At 72.8% G+C, this 24,403-nt stretch carries 25 protein-coding genes; 10 read left to right on the top strand and 15 right to left on the bottom strand.

The annotated features are described in order from the left end of the window. Positions 1 to 16: 16 nt before the first annotated feature. Both ACL02U_RS10545 and ACL02U_RS10550 read right to left on the bottom strand, forming a co-directional pair. The gene (locus tag ACL02U_RS10545) at positions 17 to 769 is read right to left on the bottom strand and encodes a zf-HC2 domain-containing protein (RefSeq protein WP_412790442.1); all 753 of its coding nucleotides are present in this window, start codon (positions 767 to 769) and stop codon (positions 17 to 19) included. Between the two features lie 82 nt (positions 770 to 851). Continuing rightward, positions 852 to 1,415, bottom strand: a complete 564-nt coding sequence (locus tag ACL02U_RS10550) for an RNA polymerase sigma factor (RefSeq protein WP_412790443.1) — start codon at positions 1,413 to 1,415, stop codon at positions 852 to 854. A 124-nt stretch (positions 1,416 to 1,539) separates the two neighbouring features. Here ACL02U_RS10550 and ACL02U_RS10555 point away from each other — a divergent pair, with 124 nt between their 5' ends. Both ACL02U_RS10555 and ACL02U_RS10560 read left to right on the top strand, forming a co-directional pair. Further along, positions 1,540 to 1,983 carry a hypothetical protein gene (locus ACL02U_RS10555; RefSeq protein WP_412790444.1) on the top strand — a complete coding sequence of 148 codons (444 nt, stop codon included), beginning with the start codon at positions 1,540 to 1,542 and terminating at the stop codon, positions 1,981 to 1,983. Positions 1,984 to 2,437: 454 nt separating this feature from the next. After that, complete coding sequence (locus tag ACL02U_RS10560; protein ID WP_412790445.1) at positions 2,438 to 3,190, top strand: TetR/AcrR family transcriptional regulator; 753 nt, start codon at positions 2,438 to 2,440, stop codon at positions 3,188 to 3,190. 231 nt (positions 3,191 to 3,421) lie between these two features. Here ACL02U_RS10560 and ACL02U_RS10565 read toward each other — a convergent pair whose 3' ends face one another. Continuing rightward, positions 3,422 to 4,963: an ABC transporter substrate-binding protein gene (locus ACL02U_RS10565; protein WP_412790446.1), complete on the bottom strand. Its 1,542-nt coding sequence runs from the start codon at positions 4,961 to 4,963 to the stop codon at positions 3,422 to 3,424. Between the two features lie 364 nt (positions 4,964 to 5,327). Between ACL02U_RS10565 and ACL02U_RS10570 the strand changes: the two genes are divergently transcribed. Together ACL02U_RS10570 and ACL02U_RS10575 are read left to right on the top strand one after the other, a co-directional pair. After that, complete coding sequence (locus ACL02U_RS10570; protein WP_412790447.1) at positions 5,328 to 5,603, top strand: SCO4848 family membrane protein; 276 nt, start codon at positions 5,328 to 5,330, stop codon at positions 5,601 to 5,603. A gap of 437 nt (positions 5,604 to 6,040) precedes the next feature. After that, positions 6,041 to 7,324 carry a D-alanyl-D-alanine carboxypeptidase family protein gene (locus ACL02U_RS10575; protein WP_412790448.1) on the top strand — a complete coding sequence of 428 codons (1,284 nt, stop codon included), beginning with the start codon at positions 6,041 to 6,043 and terminating at the stop codon, positions 7,322 to 7,324. On the opposite strand, the gene ACL02U_RS10580 is transcribed toward ACL02U_RS10575, so the two are convergent. Continuing rightward, positions 7,281 to 8,186, bottom strand: a complete 906-nt coding sequence (locus ACL02U_RS10580; RefSeq protein WP_412790449.1) for a YihY/virulence factor BrkB family protein — start codon at positions 8,184 to 8,186, stop codon at positions 7,281 to 7,283. The two genes, ACL02U_RS10575 and ACL02U_RS10580, sit on opposite strands and share 44 nt — an antisense overlap. A gap of 769 nt (positions 8,187 to 8,955) precedes the next feature. Continuing rightward, a complete protein-coding gene (locus ACL02U_RS10585) occupies positions 8,956 to 9,078 on the bottom strand; it encodes a hypothetical protein (protein ID WP_412790450.1) in 123 nt (40 codons plus the stop codon). Between ACL02U_RS10585 and ACL02U_RS10590 the strand changes: the two genes are divergently transcribed. Next, positions 9,077 to 9,835, top strand: coding sequence for an SDR family NAD(P)-dependent oxidoreductase (locus ACL02U_RS10590; protein ID WP_412790451.1), 759 nt, complete (start codon positions 9,077 to 9,079; stop codon positions 9,833 to 9,835). The two genes, ACL02U_RS10585 and ACL02U_RS10590, sit on opposite strands and share 2 nt — an antisense overlap. Before the next feature lie 122 nt (positions 9,836 to 9,957). Here ACL02U_RS10590 and ACL02U_RS10595 read toward each other — a convergent pair whose 3' ends face one another. Then, the gene (locus tag ACL02U_RS10595) at positions 9,958 to 10,563 is read right to left on the bottom strand and encodes a 2'-5' RNA ligase family protein (RefSeq protein WP_412790452.1); all 606 of its coding nucleotides are present in this window, start codon (positions 10,561 to 10,563) and stop codon (positions 9,958 to 9,960) included. 126 nt (positions 10,564 to 10,689) lie between these two features. Next, entirely contained in the window at positions 10,690 to 11,706 is a 1,017-nt protein-coding gene (gene trpS, locus ACL02U_RS10600; RefSeq protein ID WP_412790453.1) for a tryptophan--tRNA ligase, read from the bottom strand. Between the two features lie 313 nt (positions 11,707 to 12,019). Here trpS and ACL02U_RS10605 point away from each other — a divergent pair, with 313 nt between their 5' ends. Then, the gene (locus ACL02U_RS10605) at positions 12,020 to 12,718 is read left to right on the top strand and encodes a hypothetical protein (RefSeq protein ID WP_412790454.1); all 699 of its coding nucleotides are present in this window, start codon (positions 12,020 to 12,022) and stop codon (positions 12,716 to 12,718) included. A gap of 397 nt (positions 12,719 to 13,115) precedes the next feature. Here ACL02U_RS10605 and ACL02U_RS10610 read toward each other — a convergent pair whose 3' ends face one another. The 4 genes from ACL02U_RS10610 to ACL02U_RS10625 all read right to left on the bottom strand — a co-directional run bounded on the left by ACL02U_RS10610 (position 13,116) and on the right by ACL02U_RS10625 (position 15,294). Beyond that, positions 13,116 to 13,322 carry a hypothetical protein gene (locus ACL02U_RS10610; RefSeq protein WP_412790455.1) on the bottom strand — a complete coding sequence of 69 codons (207 nt, stop codon included), beginning with the start codon at positions 13,320 to 13,322 and terminating at the stop codon, positions 13,116 to 13,118. Then, positions 13,319 to 13,633 (bottom strand): DUF6415 family natural product biosynthesis protein, encoded by a 315-nt coding sequence (locus ACL02U_RS10615; RefSeq protein ID WP_412790456.1) that lies wholly within the window; start codon positions 13,631 to 13,633, stop codon positions 13,319 to 13,321. Before ACL02U_RS10615 ends, ACL02U_RS10610 begins: the two co-directional genes overlap by 4 nt. Before the next feature lie 83 nt (positions 13,634 to 13,716). Continuing rightward, positions 13,717 to 13,923: a hypothetical protein gene (locus tag ACL02U_RS10620; protein ID WP_412790457.1), complete on the bottom strand. Its 207-nt coding sequence runs from the start codon at positions 13,921 to 13,923 to the stop codon at positions 13,717 to 13,719. Between the two features lie 120 nt (positions 13,924 to 14,043). Then, positions 14,044 to 15,294 (bottom strand): helix-turn-helix domain-containing protein, encoded by a 1,251-nt coding sequence (locus ACL02U_RS10625; RefSeq protein WP_412790458.1) that lies wholly within the window; start codon positions 15,292 to 15,294, stop codon positions 14,044 to 14,046. A gap of 177 nt (positions 15,295 to 15,471) precedes the next feature. On the opposite strand from ACL02U_RS10625, the gene ACL02U_RS10630 reads away from it, so the two are divergent. Then, positions 15,472 to 15,696 (top strand): hypothetical protein, encoded by a 225-nt coding sequence (locus ACL02U_RS10630; protein ID WP_412790459.1) that lies wholly within the window; start codon positions 15,472 to 15,474, stop codon positions 15,694 to 15,696. Between the two features lie 238 nt (positions 15,697 to 15,934). On the opposite strand, the gene ACL02U_RS10635 is transcribed toward ACL02U_RS10630, so the two are convergent. From ACL02U_RS10635 to ACL02U_RS10650, 4 genes are all read right to left on the bottom strand, one after another. Then, positions 15,935 to 17,380, bottom strand: coding sequence for a glycine hydroxymethyltransferase (locus ACL02U_RS10635; RefSeq protein WP_412790460.1), 1,446 nt, complete (start codon positions 17,378 to 17,380; stop codon positions 15,935 to 15,937). 182 nt (positions 17,381 to 17,562) lie between these two features. After that, a complete protein-coding gene (locus ACL02U_RS10640; RefSeq protein ID WP_412790461.1) occupies positions 17,563 to 18,747 on the bottom strand; it encodes a glutathionylspermidine synthase family protein in 1,185 nt (394 codons plus the stop codon). A 446-nt stretch (positions 18,748 to 19,193) separates the two neighbouring features. Beyond that, the gene (locus tag ACL02U_RS10645; RefSeq protein ID WP_412790462.1) at positions 19,194 to 19,541 is read right to left on the bottom strand and encodes a hypothetical protein; all 348 of its coding nucleotides are present in this window, start codon (positions 19,539 to 19,541) and stop codon (positions 19,194 to 19,196) included. A gap of 293 nt (positions 19,542 to 19,834) precedes the next feature. Continuing rightward, positions 19,835 to 21,418, bottom strand: coding sequence for an aldehyde dehydrogenase (NADP(+)) (locus ACL02U_RS10650; protein ID WP_412790463.1), 1,584 nt, complete (start codon positions 21,416 to 21,418; stop codon positions 19,835 to 19,837). A gap of 95 nt (positions 21,419 to 21,513) precedes the next feature. On the opposite strand from ACL02U_RS10650, the gene ACL02U_RS10655 reads away from it, so the two are divergent. From ACL02U_RS10655 to ACL02U_RS10665, 3 genes are read left to right on the top strand one after another with little or no spacing between them, the layout of a single operon-like run. Beyond that, complete coding sequence (locus ACL02U_RS10655; protein WP_412790464.1) at positions 21,514 to 22,722, top strand: NAD(P)/FAD-dependent oxidoreductase; 1,209 nt, start codon at positions 21,514 to 21,516, stop codon at positions 22,720 to 22,722. After that, positions 22,719 to 22,973 carry a (2Fe-2S)-binding protein gene (locus tag ACL02U_RS10660; protein WP_412790465.1) on the top strand — a complete coding sequence of 85 codons (255 nt, stop codon included), beginning with the start codon at positions 22,719 to 22,721 and terminating at the stop codon, positions 22,971 to 22,973. The genes ACL02U_RS10655 and ACL02U_RS10660 overlap by 4 nt, the downstream gene beginning before the upstream one ends. Continuing rightward, positions 22,966 to 24,390 (top strand): NAD(P)/FAD-dependent oxidoreductase, encoded by a 1,425-nt coding sequence (locus ACL02U_RS10665; protein WP_412790466.1) that lies wholly within the window; start codon positions 22,966 to 22,968, stop codon positions 24,388 to 24,390. Before ACL02U_RS10660 ends, ACL02U_RS10665 begins: the two co-directional genes overlap by 8 nt. Positions 24,391 to 24,403: the final 13 nt, after the last annotated feature.

Here is a 24,403-nt window from a genome sequence, read left to right on the forward strand (position 1 = left end):
ATATCAGGTCTTCTTGTCAGGTGTTGAACGGGCGGGTCCGCAAGTCCCCACGCGGGCAGTACTCGAACCGCGAACGCAGCCGGAACAGGGCACCTGCCGTCCCCACGGCGGCGGCTGCGAGAGCCAACTGGCCTGTTGTGGTCAACAGTTGGGACGAGTAGCCGGAGGTGGGTCCCTCCCGTGTGGTCGCCGCGAGCAGCAGAACCCACATCAGTAGCGTCAGCCCCACCGCCGAGGCGGTCGTCAGCCACGCCGACAGGCACAGCGCAAGCAACGTCAGCACCAGCGACGGCAGCAGCCAACCCGGCAGCGCCGGCCCCTGCGGCAGGGCGAGCGCACCGAGAGCGGTCACCAGGATGCCGCTCACCGATGTGGGGATGGTTCGCAGCAGCACCCTGCGCAGGCTGTCCATCGGTGCGACAAGGGCGAGTTCGCCCATCGGGTCGACGGCCGGTCCGTAGCTCAGCGCCACGCCGAACAGCGGCAGCAGCGGTGTCACCGCGAGGAAGACCACAGCACCCGTCCCCGCCGCCGTCAGCCGAGCAGCGCAGGCGGAGAAGGCCACCGTCATGCCCGTCGCCACCAGCCAGGACCGGCGCAGCACCGGAGTCGCCAGAGCAAGCCTGGCGGCATGTTCGGGTACCCCCAGACGGAGCAGCAGCCGCTCGGACGGACGGCGCCACGGTTCGGACTCCACGGTTTCGATGCGCTCCGCCAGCCGCGTCCAGCCCGCGTCCACCCGCGCCTGCAGAGCGGGGTCGTCGTTCATCGGGTCTCTCCTTCGTGGATACCCGGCCCTTTGGGGAGGGGAGGAGGCGAAGTTCCTGCGGAGCTGGGCGGGGAGGGCCGGTTCACGACAGTGCCTCCTTGAGTCGGCGTCTGGCCCGCATCGCGCGGGTCTTCACGGTTCCCTCGGGCAACCGCAGGAGTTCGGCAGTCTCCCGAGTGGTACGCCCGTCCACCAAAGTGGCCTGCAGAACCTCGCGCAGCTCCGGCGGAAGGCCGTCGAGCGCAGCGTCCAACTCGGGCCCTGTGCGCAGGTCCAGGGCGACGGCCTCGGCGGAGGGTTCGACGGCGTACTGAGGCCGGAAGCGGGAGAGTCGTTGCAGCAGGCGGAGCCGACTGTTGTTGCGGCGTCCGTGTTCGGCGAGACGCCGCTCGGCGATCCGCCACAGCCAGGCGCCCGCCTGACCGTCCTCGCTCTGCGCCCGGAACCGCCCCGCACCGGTCCAAGCACCCAGGAACGCCTCCTGGAGCACATCGTCGACGATGGCCGAGTCCGGGCAGCGGGACTGCAGACGCACAATCAGCCAGCAGGCGTGCCGCCGGTAGAAGATCTCGAAGGCCCGCTGATCCCCCTCTGCGGCTCGCAACAGCAACAGTGCGTCGCTGCTGCTGCGGCTCTCATCTGCCATCACGCTCCCCTATCGGGCCGAGACCCCTCATCGGTTCACGCAGGCGTCAGAACTCTTCAGCCAATCGGGGCGCACGACTGTGACATGAACGCCGTCTGGGCGCAAAGACTTTGTTTTGGCCAGAATGCACGGTTTCAGCAAATCCGAGGGAACGATTCATTCCCCTTTGGATCTTCTCTGCGGACATGACAATTCCGGCGTTAGCCTGTTCGCATGGGTCGCCCGAACCCATGAATTTCCGCCTCAAGAAGGAGAACTGGTGTCATTAGTGAAGCGAACCGCGACTCGCACTGCGGCCGTTGCGCCGGGCGCTTCGGCCGCCTTGGGCGGGCTGGCCGTCGCACCGGCCAGCGCCGCGAGCATTCCCTCATGTGTGAGCTACAGCGTGAGCAGCGGCTGGGTCACCACCACGGCAAAGGTCACCAACAACTGCACCCACAGCATCCGGGTGCGGTTCAACTGGGCTTATCACGTCGATGGCCCCTGCACCACCATCGGCGGCTACGGCGGCTGGCGTAAGGAAACCGTCGCTGCCACCGCGAGCTTCCAGGGTGTCTATTACTGCTGAGGTCGTGAAGCCGGCGAAGCCCGGCGGTTGAGACAGGTGTGACCCGGACCATGCAGCGGCCCGGGTCACACCGCTGATTATCCCATTCGACGACGGGTGTGGCCCTCGGCTCGCACAAAGTCTTCGTAGTCGGCGATCGGGCCAACCGGGCTGCGGGGTGACAGCCGGTTGACGCCGGCACGCCGGTGGTGGCCGTGCCGATCTGGACCTGCCGCTGCGACCGACCGCAGTGCAGGTGGAGCACGGACGGGCCGACCGCGCCCGGCTGCGGATCACGTCCCGAGCCGGCCGACGACCCGTGAGCGCGTCGACTGCGAACATCCTCGCGGGGACGGTCGAGGGGCGGGAACGACCACCGCCGCTCCGGCGGACGCGCCCACGACCCCCGGCAGGGGCGGACGTGGCGTGCAGCGGACCGCGACGGGGCCTGCCCGACTGGTTAGGCTCTCTTCCCGTGTCCGCGAAGAACGACGGCCCCGCAGCGGGAGCCGGCCCCAGCAAGTCCGAGCAGACCCGCGCGCTGATCCTGGAGACGGCCATGCGGCTGTTCCAGGAACGCGGCTACGACAGGACCACGATGCGGGCCATCGCCCAGGAGGCCGGCGTCTCCGTCGGCAACGCCTACTACTACTTCGCGGGCAAGGAGCACCTGATCCAGGGCTTCTACGACCGGATCGCCGCCGATCACCGGGCCGCGGTCCGGGAGGTCCTGGACCGCGAGACGGGCCTGGAGGCGCGGCTCGCGGGCGTCCTGCGCGCCTGGCTGGACGTGGCGGCGCCCTACCACGAGTTCGCCGTGCAGTTCTTCAAGAACGCCGCCGACCCGGACAGCCCGCTCAGCCCCTTCTCCCAGGAGTCCGAGCACGCCCGACTGGAGGCCATCAGCATCCACCGGGAGGTGCTCGCCGGGGCGAACAGGACCAAGGTCCCCGAGGAACTGCGGGACGTGCTGCCCGAGTTGATGTGGCTCTCGCAGATGGGGCTGTGCCTGTACTGGATCTTCGACCGGACCGAGGGCCGGCAGCGCAGCTACCGGCTGGCCGAGCGCGGGGCGCGGCTCACCTCGCGAGGCGTGTCGCTGTCCCGGTTCAAGGTGCTGCGTCCCCTGGTGCACGAGGTGCACGAGCTGTTCACGGACTTCCTGCCCGGCATGACGAAGGCGCTGCCGGATCCGCAGCGCGGGCGGAAGCGGGACGGGGAGGGGTGAGCGGGCGGCGCCGGCGGAACGCGACCGCGTCCCCGACGCCCCGAACGCGCCCGGACGGCCCCTGATCCACCCCGAGCGCGCCCGGACGGCCCCTGACGGCCACGGACGGACGGACGGCCCGGAGACTCCTGACCGTCCTGGACGCCTCCGACGCCGACGTCGGTGGTGGTGCGGCCGCGCAGGGGCGCGGCCGTCCGCGGCCTTGCCGTCCGCGGCCTTGCCGGGCGGGGCTCAGATCCAGTGCAGGCTCCACAGCCGGAACACGCCGTTGCCGTCCGTCAGGTACTGGCCGCCGCCGACGTCCTCGATGGTGACGACGTACTCCTTGCGCTGCCACAGCGGCAGCACCGGCACGTCCCGGGCGACCTTCTCCTGCAGTTCGCGGAAGTCCCGGGCGGCCCGGCTGCGGTCGGCGTACTGCTGCGAGGAGGTGATCAGCCGGTCGACGGTCTTGCTGCTGTAGCCGGTGTTCATGGTGGAGCCGGTGCCGACCAGAGGGCTGCCGAAGGTGTCCGGGTCGGGGTAGTCGGCGACCCAGCCGACGGCGTACGCGTCGAGTCTGCCGCCCGCCCACCGCTTCTGGAAGTCGGTCCACTCGTAGCCCTTGACGTCCACCTTGAACAGTCCGGTGGCCTCCAGTTGCCGCTTGAGCTCGGCGGCCTCCTGGGCGGCGGCGCCGCTGCCGGTGCCGTAGCCGTAGCTGAAGCGGACGGGGATGTCGACGCCCGCCTCCTCCAGCAGCTTGCGCGCCTTGGCGGTGCTCTGCTCGGGGTAGTTGTCGAAGAACGACGTGGTGTGTCCGGTGATGCCGGTGGGGATCAGCGAGTACAACGGGTCGACGGTGCCCTGGTAGACGCGGGCGGCCAGTTGCTCGCGGTCCACGGACCAGGCGAGGGCGCGCCGCACCCGGGCGTCGTGCAGCGGGGAGCCCTTGCGGGTGTTGAGGTACAGGTTGCGGATGTCGGAGCTGTCGGCCTCGGTGACGCGCTGCCCCGGGTCGCTGGGGTTCAGGGCGGCGAGGTAGGCGGGCGGCAGCTCGCGGGCGGCGACGTCGATCCGCTTGTCCTTCCAGGCCGACTGGAGCGCCTCGGCGTCCTTGTAGTAGCGCAGTTCGATGGGGCTGCCACCGTCCTTGACGGCACCCTGGTAGCGCGGATTCGGCTCGAGCACCGCCGACTTGCCCTTGTGGTACGACTTCAGGGTGTAGCGGCCGGTGCCGTCGACGGCGGCGTCGGAGCGCAGCGAGTCCGCCGGGTAGCGCTCGGAGTCCACGATCGAGCCCGCGCCGGTGGCCACCTTGAGCGGGAACGTGGCGTCCGGCGACGACAGGTGGAAGGTGACGACCCGCCCCTGGGCGTCCACCGACTTCAGGGTGGAGAACAGCGAGGACGGCCCGACGTCGGAGGCGATCTTCTTGACCCGGTCGAAGGAGAACTTCACGTCCTGCGCGGTCACCGCCCGGCCACTGGGGAACTTCAGCCCCTCGCGCAGCTCGCAGCGGTACGTCGTCAGCCCGCCCTGCTGGAAGGCGCAGCTCTGGGCCGCGTCCGGCACGGGTTCGGTGCCGCCCGGCGCGAAGGTCAGCAGCGACTGGAACACGTTGCTGAACAGCGCCCAGGAACCGGCGTCGTAGGCGCCCGCCGGATCGAGCGAGGTGATGCTGTCGGTGGTGCCGACCACGATGGTCCGGCTCTGATCCCCCTTGGACGGAAGCAGTTGCCAGGCGCCCACGCCTGCGGCCGCCAGTGCCACGACGACGACCAGAATCCTCATGCGAACCGAGCGCACGGTGTCGATGCCCCTCCCGGGCCCGATACGGGCCCCCACGTTGCCACTCCCCTTGTGGCGGCCACCTCCCCTGGTGGCGCGGATCACCTAATCACACGAGTTTGGGACGGGGAAGGGGAGGTGTGTGAAATGAGAAACACTTACCCGCCTACCGGCGGCGGACCGGCCTCGGGCCCGACGGGACGTCGGCTCGATCACCCGCGCTCGGCCTCCCGTCGGCCGGGGGCGGAACACCGGCCGCCCCGCGTGCGGTGACCGCTCCCGGGGCCCCGCCGTCGGGGCACCGGGGCTCCGGGAGGACACTGGCAGGGCACCACCACTCCCCCGCAGCAGTGAAGGACGACCCGCCATGAAGCTCAGCCGCCCTGTCTCGTGGTTCCTGCTCGCCTTCGGCGTGTGGTCCTGGGTGGTCTGGACGACCTTCGTCAAGAATCTGGTCAAGGACGCCAGCGGTCTCGCCTTCGACGACGGGAACCCGACCGCGTACTTCTGGATCCACCTCGCCCTGGCGATCACGTCGTTCCTGCTGGGCACGGCCATCGGCGCGATCGGCTTCCGGGGTCTGCGCGCCCACGCGAAGCAGTCCCGGCCGGGCACTCCGGAGCAGACCGCCGAACGCGGCTGACCCCCTGCCCCGGGTCCGGAGGCCGCCCCCGCCGCGGGAGGGGTGGGCTGATCCGTTCACCGTCGCGCGGAGGACACGCCGACCGGGCCGTCCGGCGGCACCTCTCACTTTCGCGGGGGAGATCTCGGGCGAGTCCGGGCAGCCTTCGGGCATCGGACGCGGACACTGCAACCCGGACGGCGTCCGGACGCTCTTCCGTAGGGGAGGACGGCGAACGGCGTCGGACGAGGCGGCCGCCTTCGCCCGACTCCGATGCCGTGACGGTCGGTTGCTCGCGAAAGGTGATCCAGATGCCCCAGCCCGACACCCCGAGGACGAGCAGGAACCGGGAGACCGGGCGACCGGGCTGCGTACGCCCCGTACCACTCTCCCGGTTCGCCGCGAGGGGCGGGGTGCGGGGTGGGACCCCGCCGGGCCGGGCAGGTACGTTCTCCGGCGTGCCTGCATCCATGAACACCATCAGGCGATCCCTGCTGGTCACGTCCGCAGCCCTGTTGTCCGTCCCGCTGACCGCGCCCGCCGCGTCGGCGGCGCCGTCCCCGTCGCCTACCGGCAGCCCGTCGGCGACGCCCCCGGCGGTGATGTCGAGCGTCGGCGGCGCACGCCTCGGGCGCCCGGGGACCCAGGTCGATCCGGGCGGCGGCGCGCCCGCCGTCCCGCAGGGCATCTCCGCCCGTTCCTGGATCGTCGCCGACGCCGAGTCAGGCGAGGTGCTCGCCGCGCACAACGCGCACTGGCGGCTGGCGCCCGCAAGCACGCTGAAGATGCTGTTCGCGGACACCGTGCTGCCGAAGTTCCCCAAGGAACTCAAGCACGAGGTGGCACCGTCCGACCTGGCCGGCATGGGCGCCGGTTCCAGCCTGGTGGGCATAAAGGAGCACGAGACCTACACCGTCCACGACCTGTGGCTGGGCGTCTTCCTCCGGTCGGGCAACGACGCGGTGCACGTGCTGGCGGCGATGAACGGGGGCGTGGACGAGACGGTCATGGAGATGAACGAGCAGGCCGAGAAGCTCCAGGCCCTCGACACCCACGTGGTGACCCCGGACGGCTACGACGAGGAGGGCCAGGTCTCCTCCGCCTACGACCTGACCCTGTTCGCGCGGGACGGCCTGCAGAAGAAGGACTTCCGCGAGTACTGCTCGACGGTGCGGTCCCAGTTCCCCGGCGAGACGAAGACCGGCAAGGACGGCAAGGTCAGCCGCGGCTCCTTCGAGATCGAGAACACCAACCGGCTGCTGCGGGGCGACGGCGACGTCACGGTGTACCCGGGCATCGCGGGCGTGAAGAACGGCTACACCACCCACGCCGGCAACACCTTCACCGGCGTCGCCGAACGCAACGGCAAGGTGCTCCTGGTCACCGTGATGCATCCGGAGGCCAAGGAGCACGACGCCGTCTACAAGGAGAGCACCGCGCTGTTCGACTGGGGCTTCCGGGCCGCCGGCAAGGTGCGGCCGGTGGGTGAGCTGGTACCGCCGAAGGACGCCGTCCGGGCGAGCGCCTCACCGGACGCGACCGCCTCCGACGGTTCGGCCGGCGACCACGGCGCCGACGGCGCGTCCGCCGGTCAGGCGGCGGCGAGCGCCGCGGCCGGCGGCGGTTCCAGCGGGATCGGCACGGCCCTCGCGATCGCCGGCGGAGCGCTGCTGGTGCTCGCCGGGGGCGTCTTCCTGGTCAACCGCCGTTGGCCGCTGCCCGATCTGGTGCGTCGTCGGTGACGACGCCCTCCTCCGCCTTGCTCCCGGTCGCGGTCCAGGCGGCGCAGTACAGCAGCAGTTTCGCGGAGAAGTTGATCCACAGCAGCAGCGCGACCGGGACGCCGAACGCACCGTACATACTCTTCGCGGCGACGCCCTGAATGTAGCTGCTGAGCAGCAGCTTGAGCAGTTCGAAGCCGACCGCGCCGATCAGCGCCGCCACGATCAGGCGGCGGCGCGGCGGTTCGACGCCGGGCAGCAGGGTCAGCACGTACAGCAGGACGAGGAAGTCGGCGAGGACGGCGACGGCGAACGCCGCCACGTACAGCAGTACGCCACCCCAGCCGGAGCGGTCGATGCCGAGCTGGTCGGTGATCCAGCCGACCAGCGCGGTGGCCACCGTGGACGCGATCAGGGTGACCACCACGGCGCCGCCGAGGCCGACCAGGACGCCCAGGTCCTTCGCCTTGCTCACGACGACGTTGTCGTCCTTGTCGGGCAGCTCCCACACCGCGCGCAGGCAGCCCCGCATCTGGCTGACCCAGCCCATACCGGTGAAGGCCAGGACCACGGCCGCGATCACTCCGATGGTGCCGGCGTTGTCGACCAGGCTGCTGATGTCGAGCTGGTCGGAGATGCCGGGGATCTGCTCGGCGATCTTGTCCTGGAGTTGCTTCTGCTGCGAGGAGTCGAGCGTGGCGGCGCCGATCGCCGCCGCCAGGGTGAGCAGCGGGAAGAGCGCCACGAAGCTGATGAAGGTCATCGCGGCGGCCAGCCGCGACCACTTCACCCGCGCCAGGCGCTCGTAGGACCGCCAGGCGTGCGTGGTCATCAGACGTGCGACGACCGGGCCGACGCCGGGCAGTCTTTTCAGCCAGTCCATGCTCCGCTTCTCCCCTCGTGGCGGGCGGCCCATGTCCGGGTGCCCCCGATACGCGCGGCGAGGCCCTCGTCGCGGGCCGCCCCGGGACGGCCCGCCCACGCACCCCCGGCGCGGCGTCCCGCACGGGCGGGGCGTCCCGCACGGGCGGGCCGGCGGTCCGGCCGTCCGTTGCGGCCGCGCCGCTCGGGGCTGCGCCCACCGACGCGGAGGCCGGTGACACGCGGGCCGCCGGCGCGGCAGCCGTCCCGGTCACTTGCGCCGTCACGTTCTCCGCGGATGCATCCGGCACGGGCGCGTCCGGTAGGGGCACGTCCGGTAGGGGCACGTCCGGTAGGAGTGCGTCCGGTAGGAGTGCGTCCGGTAGGAGTGCGTCCGGTGCAGGTGCCTCCCACTCGGTGCGGCGTCCCGCACGGGTGCCTCCTACCCCGGTACCTCGCGCGCGGGTGCGTCCCGCGCACGCCGGTAAGGGCGGGCGCCGGTGAGGGCGGGCGCCGGTGAGGGCGGGCGCCGGTGAGGGCGGGCGCCGGTCGCGCCCCCGGCGGCCAGCGCCCACTGTCCACGCCCCCGGCGGCGGAACTCCGCCGGACGGGGCCGACATCCCATTAATCACCCGTTTCGCCGAGGTGGGGAATGTTGCCGCCGAGGGGCCGAAACCGCCGCTGTACCGTCGCCGCATGTCCGCCGACATCCCGCCGCGCACGGCCCCCGCCGGAAGGAGCCGCACTGCACCCCGGAACGCCCGGACGGCCCGGACGGCCCGGCTGCGCGCCTACGAGGAGGCGGCCACCGCGGCGGTACGGAAGTACGGCCGGCTCGGCGGTGTCCGCGCGCTGTGTCCGCCGCGTGCCCGGTCCGTCGCGTCCCCCTCCAGGAAGCCCCCAGGAGCTGTCATGCAGGACACCTTCGGCCTCCCCCGGTCCCTGCTCGTCCTCGGCGGTACGTCCGGGATCGCCCTGGCCACCGCTCGCCGCCTGATCGTCCGCGGCGCCCGCACCGTCTGGCTGGCGGGCCGGCCCTCGCCCGCGCTGGACCGGGCCGCGGGAGACCTGCGCGCCCGGGGCGCCGACGTGCGCACCGTCGCCTTCGACGCCCTGGACCCGGCGTCGCACGAGGCGGTGCTCGGCAAGGTCTTCGCCGAGGGCCCCGTCGACCTGGTGCTGCTCGCCTTCGGCGTCTTCGGCGACCAGGCGCGGGACGAGTGCGAACCGGCGGGTGCCGTGCACGTCGTCCAGACCAACTACACGGGGGCCGTGTCGGCGGGGCTGGTGGCGGCGCGGGCGCTGCAGGAGCAGGGCCACGGTTCACTCGTCGTGCTGTCCTCCGTCGCCGGGCAGCGCGCCCGGCGCGCCGACTTCGTCTACGGCTCCAGCAAGGCCGGTCTGGACGCCTTCGCACAGGGTCTGGGCGACGCCCTGCTCGGCACCGGCGCGCACGTGATGGTCGTACGCCCCGGCTTCGTCCGGACCCGGGAGACCGCCGGGAAGCGGGCGGCGCCGCTCCTGTCGACGACACCGGAGGAGGTCGCCACGGCGATCGAGCTGGGGCTGCGGCGCCGCTCGGAGACGGTGTGGGTGCCCGGCGTGCTGGGCGTGGTGACGGCCGCGCTGCAGCACCTGCCTCGCGCGGTGTTCCGGCGGTTGCCGGTCTAGGCGGTCACCGGTCCAGGCGGTCACCGGTCCAGGCGGTCACCGGTCCAGGCGGTCGCGGGTCCAGGGGCCCTGGCTGGTCGCCTGTTCGGCGGACACGCCGCGGGCGCGGCTGCCCGGCTCCGTCATCGGCCGGTGGTACGGGTCCCCGCGTCAGCGGCTGGGATGGAGCCGCGGTCGGCACTGCCCGCCTGGGAGGGGACCACGGCGCTGCCGAAGGGGAACTCCCTCAGCTTGCGCCAGACGCAGTCGGCGCCCTGCTCGTACAGGCCGAAGCCGGTGCACGGCCAGCCGGCGTCGTAGCCGGAGAGCTCCTCGAAGGCGCGGTCCATCGCCGCCTCGTCGATGCCGTGCGCCACCGTCACATGCGGGTGGTAGGGGAACTGCAGTTCGCGCGCCACGGGACCGGAGGCGTCCCGGACCTCCTTCTGCAGCCAGGTGCAGGCCTCCGCACCCTCGACGACCTGCACGAACACCACCGGCGACAGCGGGCGGAAGGTGCCGGTGCCGCGCAACCGCATGGGAAACGACCGGCCGGTCGCGGCGACCTCCGTGAGGTGCGCCTCGATCGCCGGCAGGTCGCTCTCCTCGACCTCTGTCGGCGGCAGCAGGGTGACGTGGGTGGGGATACCCAGGGCTGCCGCGTCGCCGAAGCCCGCGCGCAGCTGTTGGAGCAGGCTGCCGTGAGGCTCCGGGACCGCGATCGACACGCCGATCGTTACGGTCCCCACGTCGTCTCCTGTCATCGTGTCGCCCCGGGGTCCCCGGGGCATGGGCGGCTGCCGCGGCAGCCTTCGGCTTTCGACTGTACGGCCACCGGCGTCAGGTTGGGCGGGTGCGGTCGTGTGCTCTACAGCTCAGTGCTTGGCGGGCAGGAAGCCGACCCTGTCGTAGGCCTGCGCCAGCGTCTCCGCGGCGACCGCACGCGCCTTCTCCGCGCCCTTGGCAAGGAGGGAGTCCAGGGTCTCGGGGTCGTCCAGGTACTGCTGGGTGCGCTCCCGGAACGGGGTCACGAAGTCGACCATGATCTCGGCGAGGTCCGTCTTCAGCGCGCCGTAGCCCTTGCCCTCGTACTTCTCCTCCAGCTCCGCGACGCCCTCCCCGGTGAGGGTCGAGTAGATGGTGAGGAGGTTGCTGACGCCCGGCTTGTCCTCCGGGTCGAAGCGGATGACGGTGTCGGTGTCGGTGACCGCGCTCCTGACCTTCTTGGCGGTCGCCTTCGGCTCGTCGAGCAGGTTGATGAGGCCCTTCGGCGTGGACGCCGACTTGCTCATCTTGGTCGACGGCTCCTGGAGGTCGTAGATCTTCGCCGTCTCCTTGAGGATGTACGGCTTCGGGGCCGTGAAGGTCCGGCCGAACCTGCCGTTGAACCGGTCGGCGAGGTCCCGGGTCAGCTCGATGTGCTGGCGCTGGTCCTCGCCCACCGGAACCTCGTGGGCCTGGTAGAGGAGGATGTCCGCGACCTGCAGGATCGGGTACGTGAACAGGCCGACCGAGGCCCGGTCCGCTCCCTGCCGGGCGGACTTGTCCTTGAACTGGGTCATCCGGGACGCCTCGCCGAATCCGGTGAGGCAGTTCATCACCCAGGCGAGCTGGGCGTGCTCGGGAACATGGCTCTGCACGAAGAGCGTGCACCGCTCCGGGTCGAGTCCGGCGGCCAGGAGCTGGGCGGCGGCGAGCCGGGTGTTGGCGCGCAGCTCCTGCGGATCCTGCGGGACCGTGATCGCGTGCAGGTCGACGACCATGTAGAACGCGTCGTGGGACTCCTGCAGCGCCACCCACTGGCGAACGGCGCCGAGGTAGTTGCCGAGGTGGAACGAGCCTGCGGTGGGCTGGATTCCGGAGAGCACGCGAGGACGGTCAGCAGAGGCCATGCCCACTATTCTCGCAGGTTCGCAGGCCCGGTCCGGAACCGGTCGGAAACAGCGGGGAACCGATCCGGGTCCCGTGCTGTAACAGGAGTACGGGAGCCGCGGAGCGCCCGCCGGCGGGCGTCCCGCACCCCCGGTGGGGTCCCCCCTCGGGGGCGGCCGGACGGGCTGGCAGGCGGCCGGCGGGCGGGGCCGGCCGAGGCGGGGACCGCGCGGCCCGGGGCATGCGGGGCCGGGAGGCCGTCCGGCGCTCCGGGGCGGGCCACGGGGTGCGGGTTGCGGCGGAGGGAGGCGTCCGGTGGACCGGGAGGGGCGGATGGCACTGCGGAACGCGCACGACGGGAAACGGCGGGTGATCCTCCCACGGATCACGGCGGCCACGTCCGCTGCCGCCCTGGTCGCCGCGACCGCCGCCGCGGCGCTCGCCGCGTCCGTCGCCGCGCCGTCCGGCTCCTCCACCACCGCGGCTCCTCGGGCGGAGGGCTCGGCGCCGGGGGCGCGGGACGGCCGCCGCGCCTCGGACCTCGCCCGGGTGATCACGGCCGGCACCGAGCGCACCCGGCTCCTGCGCTCCGGGGAGCCCGCCCTGACCCGCCTCGAACAGCTGCTTCGGCCGTCCTACAAGGGCACCGTGCGGGTTCCGGACGCCTGGCGGAAGGGTCGCTTCCCGCCGGTACGGGTCACCGTGGTCCGGGGCCTGACCGGATTCGGCGGCCGAGGAGGGGGACGCCTCGCGCAGTACGCGCTGGGCGCCGGCGGGCCTGGGGGGCGGGCCTGCTGCTCGGCGTCGGCGGTACCGAACCGGTGCGGCGCACCGCGGCCCGGCACCGGGCCGGTACGGATCCCGGGGAGCCCCGCCATGAACTCATCGATCTCTGAACGTGAACCACCGGGCTCCCCACCGAACCTCGGCCGCACCATCCGCAGCGGAGGCCACGGCGGTGCCCGCGCCGGATCACGTTCTCCCCGAATGCGGCAACGACGGACCGCGAAGACTGCCCGGTCCCGGCAATGACCTTCCGGCGCTCCTCCGGTGAAGATGAGTGCACCGACGGATGCGCCAGGGGTTCGGGGGAGGGCCGGTGCCGCGACCCGCTCACGCGGACGGCAGTACCGACCCAACGCCCCTGGCCCGTCCGTCGGTCGGGCCCGCGGCCGTGGCCGCGACCCGCGACGTCGCGCCGTCCGCGGCCGTGTCCGCGGCGTCGCGCACGGGGGCGTCGTCCCGCCGGCGGGCGAAGCGCACGGTGACGGCGCCGGAGTGCCGTACGGCGGCTCGTCGTAGCCCGGGGACGGCCCCGCCGGCGGCCAACCGATGCGCCCGCACGCCCCGATGGGCCCGCACGGGTGCATCGGGGCCGTGAACCCACCTTTCGGCGAACGCAGTTCGGGCGGTCGGCAGTCGTGCCCGGTCAGTCGCGCAGCGCCTTCACGAGGAGTACGCGGGCCAGGATCCGCAGAGCGACCGGGTCCGGCCCGACCCGGTCGGCATGGGCGCGGTGGGCCCAGATGTCCCAGCCGGGACCGCTGTTGGCCTCCTCGTGGCCGAGCAGGACCGCGTCCTGCGGGTCGAGGATCGGCTGCCCGCACCCCCGGCAGGTCGGGGCGGCGCCCGTCATCGCCTGCCACCGCCCAGGTTCTCGAAGTGGTCGCACAGCGCGTTGACGGAGCGGGCCAGCCGCTGCGCGTGCGCGATCCGGGCGGGCAGCGGGTGCCCGGGCTCCAGTCCGAGCCGTATGCGGGCCTCGCCTACGCACGCCAGCGCGCAGGCGCGCGGCACGTCGTCCCGCGGGAGCCCGGCCGCCGCCGCCTCCACCTCGGGCACCGCGACCATGAGATGCCCGCGCAGGAGGAGCAGCAGCGTCCGCAACTCCTGCGGGGACGGCGGTTCGGCGTCCGCGGCGAGCAGGCGGCGGGCGGTGGCGCGCATGGTCGCCGTGTCGAGCGGCGCCCCGGCGCGGCCGGCACCCCGAGGAACACTGCCGGTGCCGGCAACGCTGTCGGGGCCGGGGCTCACCGCGGCACCGCCGGGCCGACTCGGTGCAGGGGGCAGGCGCAGGGCGGGTCGGAGGTGGTCGGCGGCGGCGGTTCGTCTCCGCCGAGGATGTCCACCGTGCCGCGATCACCGACGATCGCGCCGTGTCGGTCCACCACGTAGACCCGCATCGTCATCCTGCTGCCCGGCGGGCAGACCCCGGTGGGGGCAGTACCGTTCGTCAAGTCGACGCTCCTCGGAGACATTGGCCGCGCCCGGGAAGGTCTCTCGGCCTCACCGGGCTCTGGCTCATCGACCGTAGGGCCGCCTACACGGAACCGCCGACCGTGATCCGGTCGCTACTCTCAGGAATGAAGGATGCCGATTCTGTCGGCCAGTTCCGCGGCGCGGCGCCGGCGCGGGGCCCGCGTGGACTCGACTTCCTCCAGCAGCAGGGTCCGGGCATAACCGTTGTAGCGGATCGTCTCCGGGGCAGCCTGGTAGGCCTTCTCCAAGGAGGCCATGGCCGCGTCCGGCTGGTTGTCGAGCCGGTAGCCCCGGGCTTCCTCGATCCGGTGGCGGGCTCGTCGGGGGCGGGACCCGATCACGCCCCGGTCCGCTCGGGCCGCCTGCCGGACGGACTCGCCGCCCTGGTGCAGTTCGACCGCCACGGTCACGGCGTGCGCTCCCATCACGGCCTGGCCGAAGCTGGTGACGGGGTGGGAGTAGTCGGCAGGCAGGTTGCGGGCCATGCTTTCAGCCCTGTCCCACTGACGCCACGCGGTGCCGGTGTCCCGGCGGCGGGCGGCGGTATAGGCGAGCTCGAACCGCAGCGCGCCGGCAATGGCGAGGACATCGTCGCCCGCCTCGGGAAGGAAGGGGTCGAGGTGATGGATCGCCTTCAGGTTCACGGCGTCGGCCGCGTCGAAGTGGCGCGGTCCCGCGTCGCGGTGTGCCTGGGCGAGCAGCCATGCGGCCACGCCGATCGCATGCGGGTCCTCGCTCTCCTGCGCGGCGATCATCCCGCGCTCGGCCACCCGCCACAGCAGCGAGGAGTCGGGCTGGTACGCGAGGAAGAACTGGCTGAGGCTGTAGGTCTGGGCGAGGAGGGTCTGGGCCATACGGCGCTCCTCCGCCCGGTCGGCGTGCCGTACGAGAGCCTGGGCGTCCCGGATCAGGTCCGGCAGCAGCCTGCCGACGGCCTCGCGGTGGTCCTTGGAGGCGTGTCGCGTCCTCCATGCCGCGTGCAGGCGGACTTGCAGATGCGCGACGGGCGGTGGCTCGACGTCGGCGGGGAAGGTGAATGCGTCGATCGCGGCCTTCACCGCGGCCAGGCGGGGGTGTCCGGGGCCGACGAACAGATCGACGTGCCCGTCCGGCCGTCCCGTGAGGTCCGCCAGGTCGCGGACCCGCAGCGCCTCGGCGATGCGCATCACCCTGTCCAGGTCCGGCGTCCTCTGCTGGCCGTTCTCGATCTTGCGGAGGGTGTGGGGTGAGATGCCGACCAGGTCGGCCAGCTGCGCCTGTGTCATCCCGCGGCGTTCGCGGAGGATCTGCACCCTCTGCCCGAACCTCAGCGGATCTGCGTAGGGATTCGAGGTAGCGTCGTGCGACATTACGGCCTTGCCCCCTCCTGGCAGCTTCGTCGCTGTCAGCGTAGAGGCAGGGCCGGTTCCGGGTGAGGCACTTGCGGCCCTGCGCCCCCGTACGTGCGGGCTCGCGGGTGGTTCGGACGTGCAGCTCCGGCAGTCTTCCCGGATGCGTCCTCCACCGGCCGGGTCGATCCTGGGGGCATGTCCGGCAAGAGGCCCGTGATCGTGCAGGTGCCGTCCCCGAGCGGGGGGCGGCGGGTGCGGGTGGACGGGGAGATCCTCGGTCTGGCCCACGGTGTGGGGGACCTGGTGGAGTTCCTGCGGCGGGCCGGGCTGGAGATCGAGCCGGAGGAGGTCGCCGACTCGCCGTTGATCGACTGGCGGGGGGTGGGCCCGGACCGCTGGGGGTACGGGGCGAACCGGTGAGCGGGCGGGTCGGCCGGGGGCACGAGGCGGTGTGGCGGGGCGTTGCGACCCGTGAGGCGGGCCGGGGCCGGCGAAGCGCGGCAGGCCGTGAAGGAGACGCCGGGGCCGGTGTCGCGGGCGGCGGCCGAGAGGGTCGCGTCGGTGCACCGGGGGTGCACTCGGGTGCGGGTCGGGCGGGGCCGGGGGCGGCGGGTCTCCGGGAGGTCGGCGTCCCGGGGACCCGCCGCGCGCGAGGCGGTCAGCCCAGGTCGATCTGCGGGTAGAGCGGGAAGCCGGCGACCAGGTCGGTCGCGCGGCGGGAGATCTCGTCGGCGATCTTGGCGTCGAGGACGTGGGAGGCCTTGGAGGGGGCGCCGGACTTGGTGGTGCCGGGCTCCGTGGTGGTCAGTACGCGGTCGATGAGGCCGGCGACCTCGTCCATCTCGGCGGTTCCCAGGCCTCGGGTGGTGAGGGCGGGGGTGCCGATGCGGATGCCGGAGGTGTACCAGGCGCCGTTGGGGTCGGCGGGGATGGCGTTGCGGTTGGTGACGATGCCGGACTCGAGCAGCGCGGCCTCGGCCTGGCGGCCGGTGAGCCCGTAGGAGCCGGCGACGTCGATGAGGTTGAGGTGGTTGTCGGTGCCGCCGGTGACGAGGGTGGCGCCGCGGCGTACGAGGCCCTCGGCGAGGGCGCGGGCGTTGTCGACGATGCGCTGGGCGTAGTCCTGGAAGGAGGGCTGCCGGGCCTCGGCGAGGGCGACCGCCTTGGCGGCCATGACGTGCGGGAGCGGGCCGCCGAGGACCATCGGGCAGCCGCGGTCGACCTGGTCCTTGAGGGAGTCGTCGCAGAGCACCATGCCGCCGCGCGGGCCGCGCAGCGACTTGTGGGTGGTGGTGGTGACGATCTGGGCGTGCGGGACCGGGTCGAAGTCGCCGGTGAGGACCTTGCCGGCGACGAGGCCGGCGAAGTGGGCCATGTCGACCATGAGCGTGGCTCCGACCTCGTCGGCGATCTCGCGCATGATGCGGAAGTTGACCAGGCGCGGGTAGGCCGAGTAGCCGGCGACGATGATCATCGGCTTGAACTCGCGGGCGGTGGCGCGCAAGGCCTCGTAGTCGAGCAGACCGGTGGCCGGGTCGGTGCCGTAGGAGCGCTGGTCGAACATCTTGCCGGAGATGTTCGGGCGGAATCCGTGGGTGAGGTGGCCGCCGGCGTCCAGGGACATGCCGAGCATGCGCTGGTTGCCGAAGGCCTGGCGCAGCTCCGCCCAGTCGGCCTCGGAGAGGTCGTTGACCTGGCGGGCGCCGGTCTTCTGGAGGAACGGCACCTCGACGCGGTCGGCGAGGACGGCCCAGAAGGCGACCAGGTTGGCGTCGATGCCGGAGTGCGGCTGCACGTAGGCGTGGCGGGCGCCGAACAGCTCTCGGGCGTGCTCGGCGGCGAGGGACTCGACGGTGTCGACGTTGCGGCAGCCGGCGTAGAAGCGGCGGCCGATGGTGCCCTCGGCGTACTTGTCGCTGAACCAGTTGCCCATGGCGAGCAGCGTGGCCGGGGAGGCGTAGTTCTCGGAGGCGATCAGCTTCAGCATCTCGCGCTGGTCGGCGACCTCCTGCCGGATCGCGTCGGCGACCCGGGGCTCGACGGCGCCGATGACGTCGAGGGCGGCACGGTAGGCGGTGGACTCGGTGGAGACAGGCTCGGACACGGCGACCTCCGGACGTGGGGTGTTCGGCGTTCACGGTTCGGCCCAGGCGCACGGCACACTTTCCGCTCGGGCCGCTCCCCGATGGTCCGTCCCATCCCAGCGCGCCAGTCACGGCCCGCCGCCAGCCTACCGGGCGGGCCGGACGGTCCCCGCCCGGCGTCCACCATGCGGGCGAGGCCGAGTCACCGGATGACGTGCGGCAGGAAGCGGGCGTACTCGTCCGTGACCAGGCCGGAGGACTCGCGGATGCCGAGGCCGGCCGACTCGCCCTCGACGGTCCAGGCGCCGAGCACGACGTGGTTGCCGTCGAACGAGGGCAGCGGGGCGAGTTGCTGGTAGCAGCAGGCGTCGGTGCGGGGGGCGGGAGTGTCGCCGGGCCGGTGCACGGTGACGCCGTCGCCCTCGCGGCCGAGGAGGGGCTTGGCGACCCAGCCGGTCGTGCCGGCCAGCTCGCGCGGGCCGTCGAGGTGGGCGGGCAGCAGGTGGGGGTGGCCGGGGTACAGCTCCCACAGGACGGCGAGCAGGGCCTTGTTGCTGAGCAGCATCTTCCAGGCGGGTTCGATCCACAGGGTGCTGCCGGTGCCGCCGCCGTTGTCGAGGGTGTCCAGGACGTGGTCGGCGAAGGCGTCGGTGGTGAGCCACTCCCACGGGTAGAGCTTGAAGATGCTGCGGATGAAGCGGAGGTTGTTGTCGACGAAGCGGCCGGACAGCGGGTCCCAGCCGATCTCCTCCATGGATATCCAGTCGGTGTCGAGGCCGGCCTGTTCCGCGGTCTCCTTGAGGTAGGCGACCGTCATCAGGTCCTCGCCCAGTTCGTCGTCGCTGGAGTGCGCGAAGTACAGCGGGCTGCCGGGCGGGAGGAGCGCGGACTGCTTGCGCCAGGCGTCGACGAGGCGTTCGTGGAGCGAGTTCCACTGGTCGGCGCCGGGGAATCGTTCCTCCATCCAGAACCACTGCGGGGAGGCCGCCTCCACGAGGGAGGTGGGGGTGTCGGCGTTGTACTCCAGCAGTTTGGCCGGGCCGCGGCCGTCGTAGCGCAGGTCGAAGCGGCTGTAGACGGAGGGGAGTTCGGTGCGGCGCTGCCAGGACTCGGTGACCGTGCGGACGACCCTGGGGTCGGTGATGCCGAGGTCGGCGAAGCGGCGCTCGGCGACGATGTGCTCGGCGGCGGCCAGGCACATGCGGTGCAGTTCCTCGACGACCTCCTCCAGTGCCTCCACCTCCGGCAGGCTGAAGGAGTAGTAGGCGCTCTCGTCCCAGTAGGGGCGCAGGGAGTCGTCGGGGTGGCGGGTGAGGGGGTAGACGAGTCCCTGGGCCTCGACGGTCTGCTGCCAGTCGGGGCGCGGTGCGATGGTGTGGCGTTGCATGCGGCTCGGTCTCCGGTCGTGCGCGCGGCGCGGTGTTCGGCGCGTGGGGCGCGCGGGGGCGGTGGTGGGGCGGGATCGGTCCCGGCGACGGTGGTGGGGCGGCCGCACTCCTCGTGCCCCGGGCGGCGGCGCGCGGCGCGCTTCCGGGTCCCGGGGCAGCGGTACGGGCGTGCGCACCTCCCACGGCTGCGGGACGGGCGGCGGCGTGGGGTGCGGGGACACGGCTCCGGGGCCGGATCCGCCCGGGCCTGCGGCGGCGGGCCCGGTGGCCTCGGCCACGGGGGGCGGTCCTGGCGGCGGGCCCGGTCATCCCGGCCGTGGACCGGGTCCGCCCCGGCCGGTTTCGGTCGTCCCTGGCGTGGGTCCGGCGGGGCCGACGCCCCGCGACGGCCGGGCGCGGTCCCGCGCCGGGCGGGCCCGGCGCGGACTCCGGTGGCGGAGCCGGGTCAGCCGCCGGAGCTGCCCTTGCCGCCGCCGAAGCCGCCGCGGCTGACCTTGCCTCTGCCGCCCGAGCTGCCCGACCTGCCGCTGGACTTGGAGAAGGAGCCGCTGCGGGACCAGCTCCTGCCCTTGCTGCCGCCGTAGTACCAGGAGGTGGAGTGGCCGGAGTAGGTGGCGCCCGACTTGCAGTACTTGTCGTCGACGATCTTGTAGCCCTTGCCCGCGGTGTAGCTGTCCCGGTCGACGCAGCGCTTGTCCGGGTCGGAGGAGCAGGCTGTCAGGGACGCGGCCAGCAGGCCCACCCCGCCCAGCACGACCGTTCCCGAACGCAGTCGCCGTCGCGTGTCCGCCATGTTCGCTCTCCCCCGTCGGTACGCCGTATCGGCGTCTTGCCTCTTGCGTCCTGCCGTCGTGTCGACGTTCCGTCGTGTCGACGTCCCGTCATACCGCCGTGCCGTACACCGCAGCGGTGACGCACCGTCATGTACGGCCGTGATGACGCCGACCGCGCCGGACGGCGCTGGACGGCAGCCCCACACACCTTAGTGCGTTGCGGCAGAGGGAGTCCCTGATCGAGGATCGGGGGCTCCCGGGACCGCCCGTACGCGGCGGATCACTCGACGCAGGCGAGGTCGACCAGTCGCCGTCACCCGGTCGCGGGGAGGGGTTCGCCGTCGGGGAGCCGGGCGGTTCCCGGCGGGTTGTCGGAGCGCAGTTCCCGGGGAAGGAGCGCGTCGGGAAAGGACTGGTAGCACACCGGCCGCAGCCAGCGTTCGATCGCCAGGGTTCCGACACTCGTCGTGCCGGGTGAGGATGTCGCGGGCCATGGGCCGCCGTGCACCATGGCGTGGCAGACCTCGACCCCGGTCGGCCATCCGCCCCACAGGATGCGCCCCGCACGTTCCTCCAGGACGGGCAGCAGACGTTCGGCCTCCGCCAGATCGGCGTCGGTCCCGTGCAGGGTGGCCGTCAGCTGCCCCTCCAGGTGCTCCACGAGCGCGGTGAGTTCTCCGGTGCCGGACCAGCGCACGATGAGTCCTGCCGCGCCGAAGACCTCACCGGTGAGGTCCTCGTGCGCCGCGTAGGTGGCGGCGTCGCAGGCGAGGACGGCGGGCGGGGGCGCGTACGGGCCCTCACCGGGCACCCCCTGGGCCACGAGTCGGACGCCGTCGACGGCCGCCCACCGCTGCACTCCCGCGGTGAAGGCCTCGGCGACATCCGGGGTGAGCATGACCTGCCCCACGGCACGGGCCAGCGCGTCCGCCACGGCCTCGCAGAAGGCGTCGCCCGCATCGCCTGCGGGCAGCAGCAGCAGACCGGGGTTGGTACAGAACTGTCCCGAGCCGCTGGTCAGCGACGCCAGGTACGCGGTGGCGAGTGACAGGGGATCGGCGAGGGCGCCGTCGAGGATGATCACGGGGTTGACGGCCGACATCTCGGCGTGGACCGCGATGGGCACGGGCCGGGCGTTGGCGGCTTCGACGAGTGCCAGCCCGCCGTTCCGTGAGCCGGTGAATCCGACGGCGGTGATCCGCGGGTCGCGCACCAGTGCCTGACCGACCTCGGTGCTGCGGCCGACCAGCAGGGAGAAGACACCCGCGGGCATGCCGGTGCGCCGGGCGGCCGCGACGACGGCGCGGGCGGCGAGCTCGCAGGTGCCGGGGTGCGCCGGATGCGCCTTGGCGACGACCGGGCAGCCGGCGGCGAGGGCGGACGCCGTGTCACCGCCGGCGACGGAGAAGGCGAGCGGGAAGTTGCTCGCGCCGAACACGGCGACGGGCCCGACGGGCACCTGGCGCAGGCGCAGGTCCGTCCGGGGAAGCGGCCGGCGCTCGGGGAGGGCGGGGTCGACACGGACACCGAGTGCGTCTCCGCTCCGGGTGAGGTCGGCGAACATGCGCAGTTGCCCGCAGGTGCGGTCGCGTTCACCGGCCAGGCGGTTCACAGGCAGGCCGGACTCGAGCGCTGCGAGGTGCAGCAGGTCGTCGCCGAGGGCCTCGATCTCCTGCGCGCAGGCGTCGAGGAACGCGGCCCGCCGGTGTGCGGGAAGGGCGCGGTAGTCGCGTGCGGCCGAGGCGGCCTGCTGTGCGGCCTGCGCGACGAGGCCGGGTGAGGCGTCCCGCAGTCGGGGGCCTCGGGGCTCCCCGGTCGCGGCCTCGAGGGCGCGCCACGCGTCCCCCGTACCGGGAACGTCGCGGCCGGCCACGATCGAGCTTCCGGTCAGTTTCACAGTGATCCCTCTGCTTGTGCGTTCGGAGTGAAGTCTCGGCAAAGTCACGCCGGACTTGTCGTTGTCTTGGGTCGATCAGGTCTATAGCCTACGTAATGGCATGTGACATTGCACAGAGCTCGGAGGAGGAGTCGGTGACACTGAAGGTCGTCGTCGTGGGCGCGGGCGTCGTCGGTGCCGCGTGCGCCTTCCATGCCGCCTCGGCGGGCATGGACGTCACCATCGTCGACCGTGGACCAGTCGGTGCCGGGACGACGAGCCGCGGAGAGGGGAACGTCCTTCTCTCCGACAAGGAGCCCGGCCCTGAACTCGATCTGGCCCGCCTGAGCCGCACACTGTGGGAGGAGATCGGCCGGGAACTCGGTCCGGAGTCCTTCGAGCTCGAGCCCAAGGGCGGCCTGGTCGTCGCCGGCACAGCCGAAGGCCTGGCGGCGCTCGAGGCGTTCGCCGCACGGCAGGCGGCGGCCGGCGTCCGCACCGAGCCGGTCGACCGCGTACGCGATCTCGAGCCCCTCATCGCCCCCGGAGTTCCCGGCGGCGTCCTGTACTCGCAGGACGCCCAGGTGCAGCCGGTCCTCGCGGCGGCCGCGCTGCTGCGCGCAGCCGTGCGGCACGGCGCACGGCTGCACGCGGGGGAGGTAGTCCGCGCCGTGACCGGTGGGGCCGGCCAGGTCACCGGTGTCCGAACGGCGGCCGGCGAGGTACTGCCCGCCGACGCCGTCGTCAACGCCGCCGGTACCTGGGGCGGCGAGGTCGGCCGCAGGCTCGGCGCTCCCGTCGAGGTGCTGCCGCGTCGAGGCTTCGTCCTGGTGACGCAGCCGCTGCCGGCGATGGTCCGGCACAAGGTCTACTCGGCGGACTACGTCGCGAACGTCGCCTCCTCCGACGCCGGACTGGAGACCTCGTGCGTCGTCGAGGGCACGCGCGGCGGGACGATCCTCATCGGCGCCAGCCGCGAACGCGTCGGCTTCGACACCACGATGAACACCGCTGTGGTCACCAGGCTCGCGGCGCAGGCCTGCCGGCTGTTCCCCTTCCTGCGCGAGGTGCACCTGATCCGCGTCTACCGGGGCTTTCGGCCGTACTGCCCGGACCACCTGCCGGTCGTCGGCCCCGACCCGCGGGTGCCGGGGGTCGTGCACGCCTGCGGTCACGAAGGGGCGGGGATCGGCCTCGCCCCCGCGACCGGCGCGCTCGTGACCGCCCACCTGCTCCGCCGCCCCTGGCGGGGCGCCGATCCGGCGGCCCACGCCGGCCTTCTGCCCGACCGCTTCCTCACAACCCCCGGAGGTGCGCCGCAGTGAGCGAGATCATCATCGACGGCGAGCCACTGCCGTTCGTCGAGGGACAGACCGTCGCCGCCGCCCTGGTCGCCGCGGGCCGGGTCGCCTGGCGCACCACCCGCGTCCGGCACCGCCCGCGCGGTGTCTTCTGCGGCATCGGCGTCTGCTTCGACTGCCTGGTGACCATCGACGGAGCCGGCGGCCTGCGCGCCTGCCTGGTGCAGGCACGCCCGGGCATGACCGTCACGACCGGGAAGGACGACGATGAGTAGAACAAGCGATCTCGTCATCGTGGGCGCGGGTCCGGCCGGCATGGCCGCGGCGGCCACGGCCCTGGCCGGTGGGCTGCGCGTGGCGCTGGTGGACTCCGGCACCGCCATCGGCGGCCAGTACTGGCGGCACCCGCCGCAGCACGCGCGATCGGCGATCCCGACCGACGGTCTTCATCACGGACTGCGCGGGTACCGCGCCCTCTCGCGCGAACTGTCGGCGGGCCGGGAGGCGGGACGGCTCGACCTGCGCCTGGCGCACCACGCGTGGTCCGCCGTCCGCGAAGGCGACGGATTCGCGGTCCACGCCGTCGACCGGCGTGCAGCGCCCCGGGAGACCGCCGTGAGCCTGCACGCACCCAGGCTGCTCGTGGCGACCGGGGCCTACGACCGGCAGCTTCCCTTCCCTGGATGGGACTTGCCGGGCGTGCTCACCATCGGCGGCCTTCAGGCGCTGCTCAAGGGCAGCGGCGTCACGGCCGGGAGCCGGGTGGCGCTGGGCGGTACCGGGCCGTTTCTGCTGCCGGTGGCCGCCGGCCTCGCGGCGCGCGGCGTCGAGGTGGTCACCGTGTGCGAGGCGGCCAACCCGCTGGCATGGCTCCGCCATCCGCTGCCCCTTCTCCGCAACCCCGGCAAGTGGGCCGAAGGAGCCGGCTACGCCTTCGAGCTCGCCCGCCACCGCATCCGGGTCCGCACGCGCACGGCGATCACCTGCGCCGAGGGACACGACCGGGTGACAGCGGTCCGGATCGCCGCCGTGGCGTCCGACGGCAGCCCGCGCCCGGGCACGGAGCGGCGCATCGAGGTCGATGCCGTCGGCGTCGGCTGGGGCTTCGCGCCGCAGCTCGACCTGCTCCTCCCCCTGGGATGCGACCTCACCCGCTCCGCGGACGGCAACGCGGTCGTGGCCGTCGACGGCGGGCAGCGCACCAGCGTTCCCGGTCTCTACGCCGCGGGCGAGGCCTGCGGTGTGGGCGGAGCGGCACTCGCGGTGGGTGAGGGGCACCTTGCCGCGCGATCCGCCCTGACCGATTCCGGATCGGCCCCGGTGCCGGGCGACCGGCGCCTGGCCGGACTGCGCGCGACGGTGGCCGGGCAGCGGGCCTTCGCCCGGGCGATGGCCCTTGCCCATCCGATTCCGGCGGCATGGTCCTCGTGGCTCACCGACGAAACGGTCGTGTGCCGCTGCGAGGAGGTGACCGCGGGTACGGTCCGCACCGCCTGCGCCGAGGGCGGCGCGCACGACCACCGGCAGGTCAAGCAGCTGACCCGGGCAGGCATGGGCTGGTGCCAAGGACGGATGTGCGGACCGGCCGTGCACTGCCTCACCTCGCGGAACCAGGCCTACACACCTGCGGAACGACTCGTCGCGACGCCCGTCACCCTCGGTGCGCTCGCCGACCTCGATAAACAACAGTGACAATCAGACAAGG

This window comes from Streptomyces sp. MS06, from assembly GCF_047200655.1.
Taxonomy (GTDB): Bacteria; Actinomycetota; Actinomycetes; order Streptomycetales; family Streptomycetaceae; genus Streptomyces.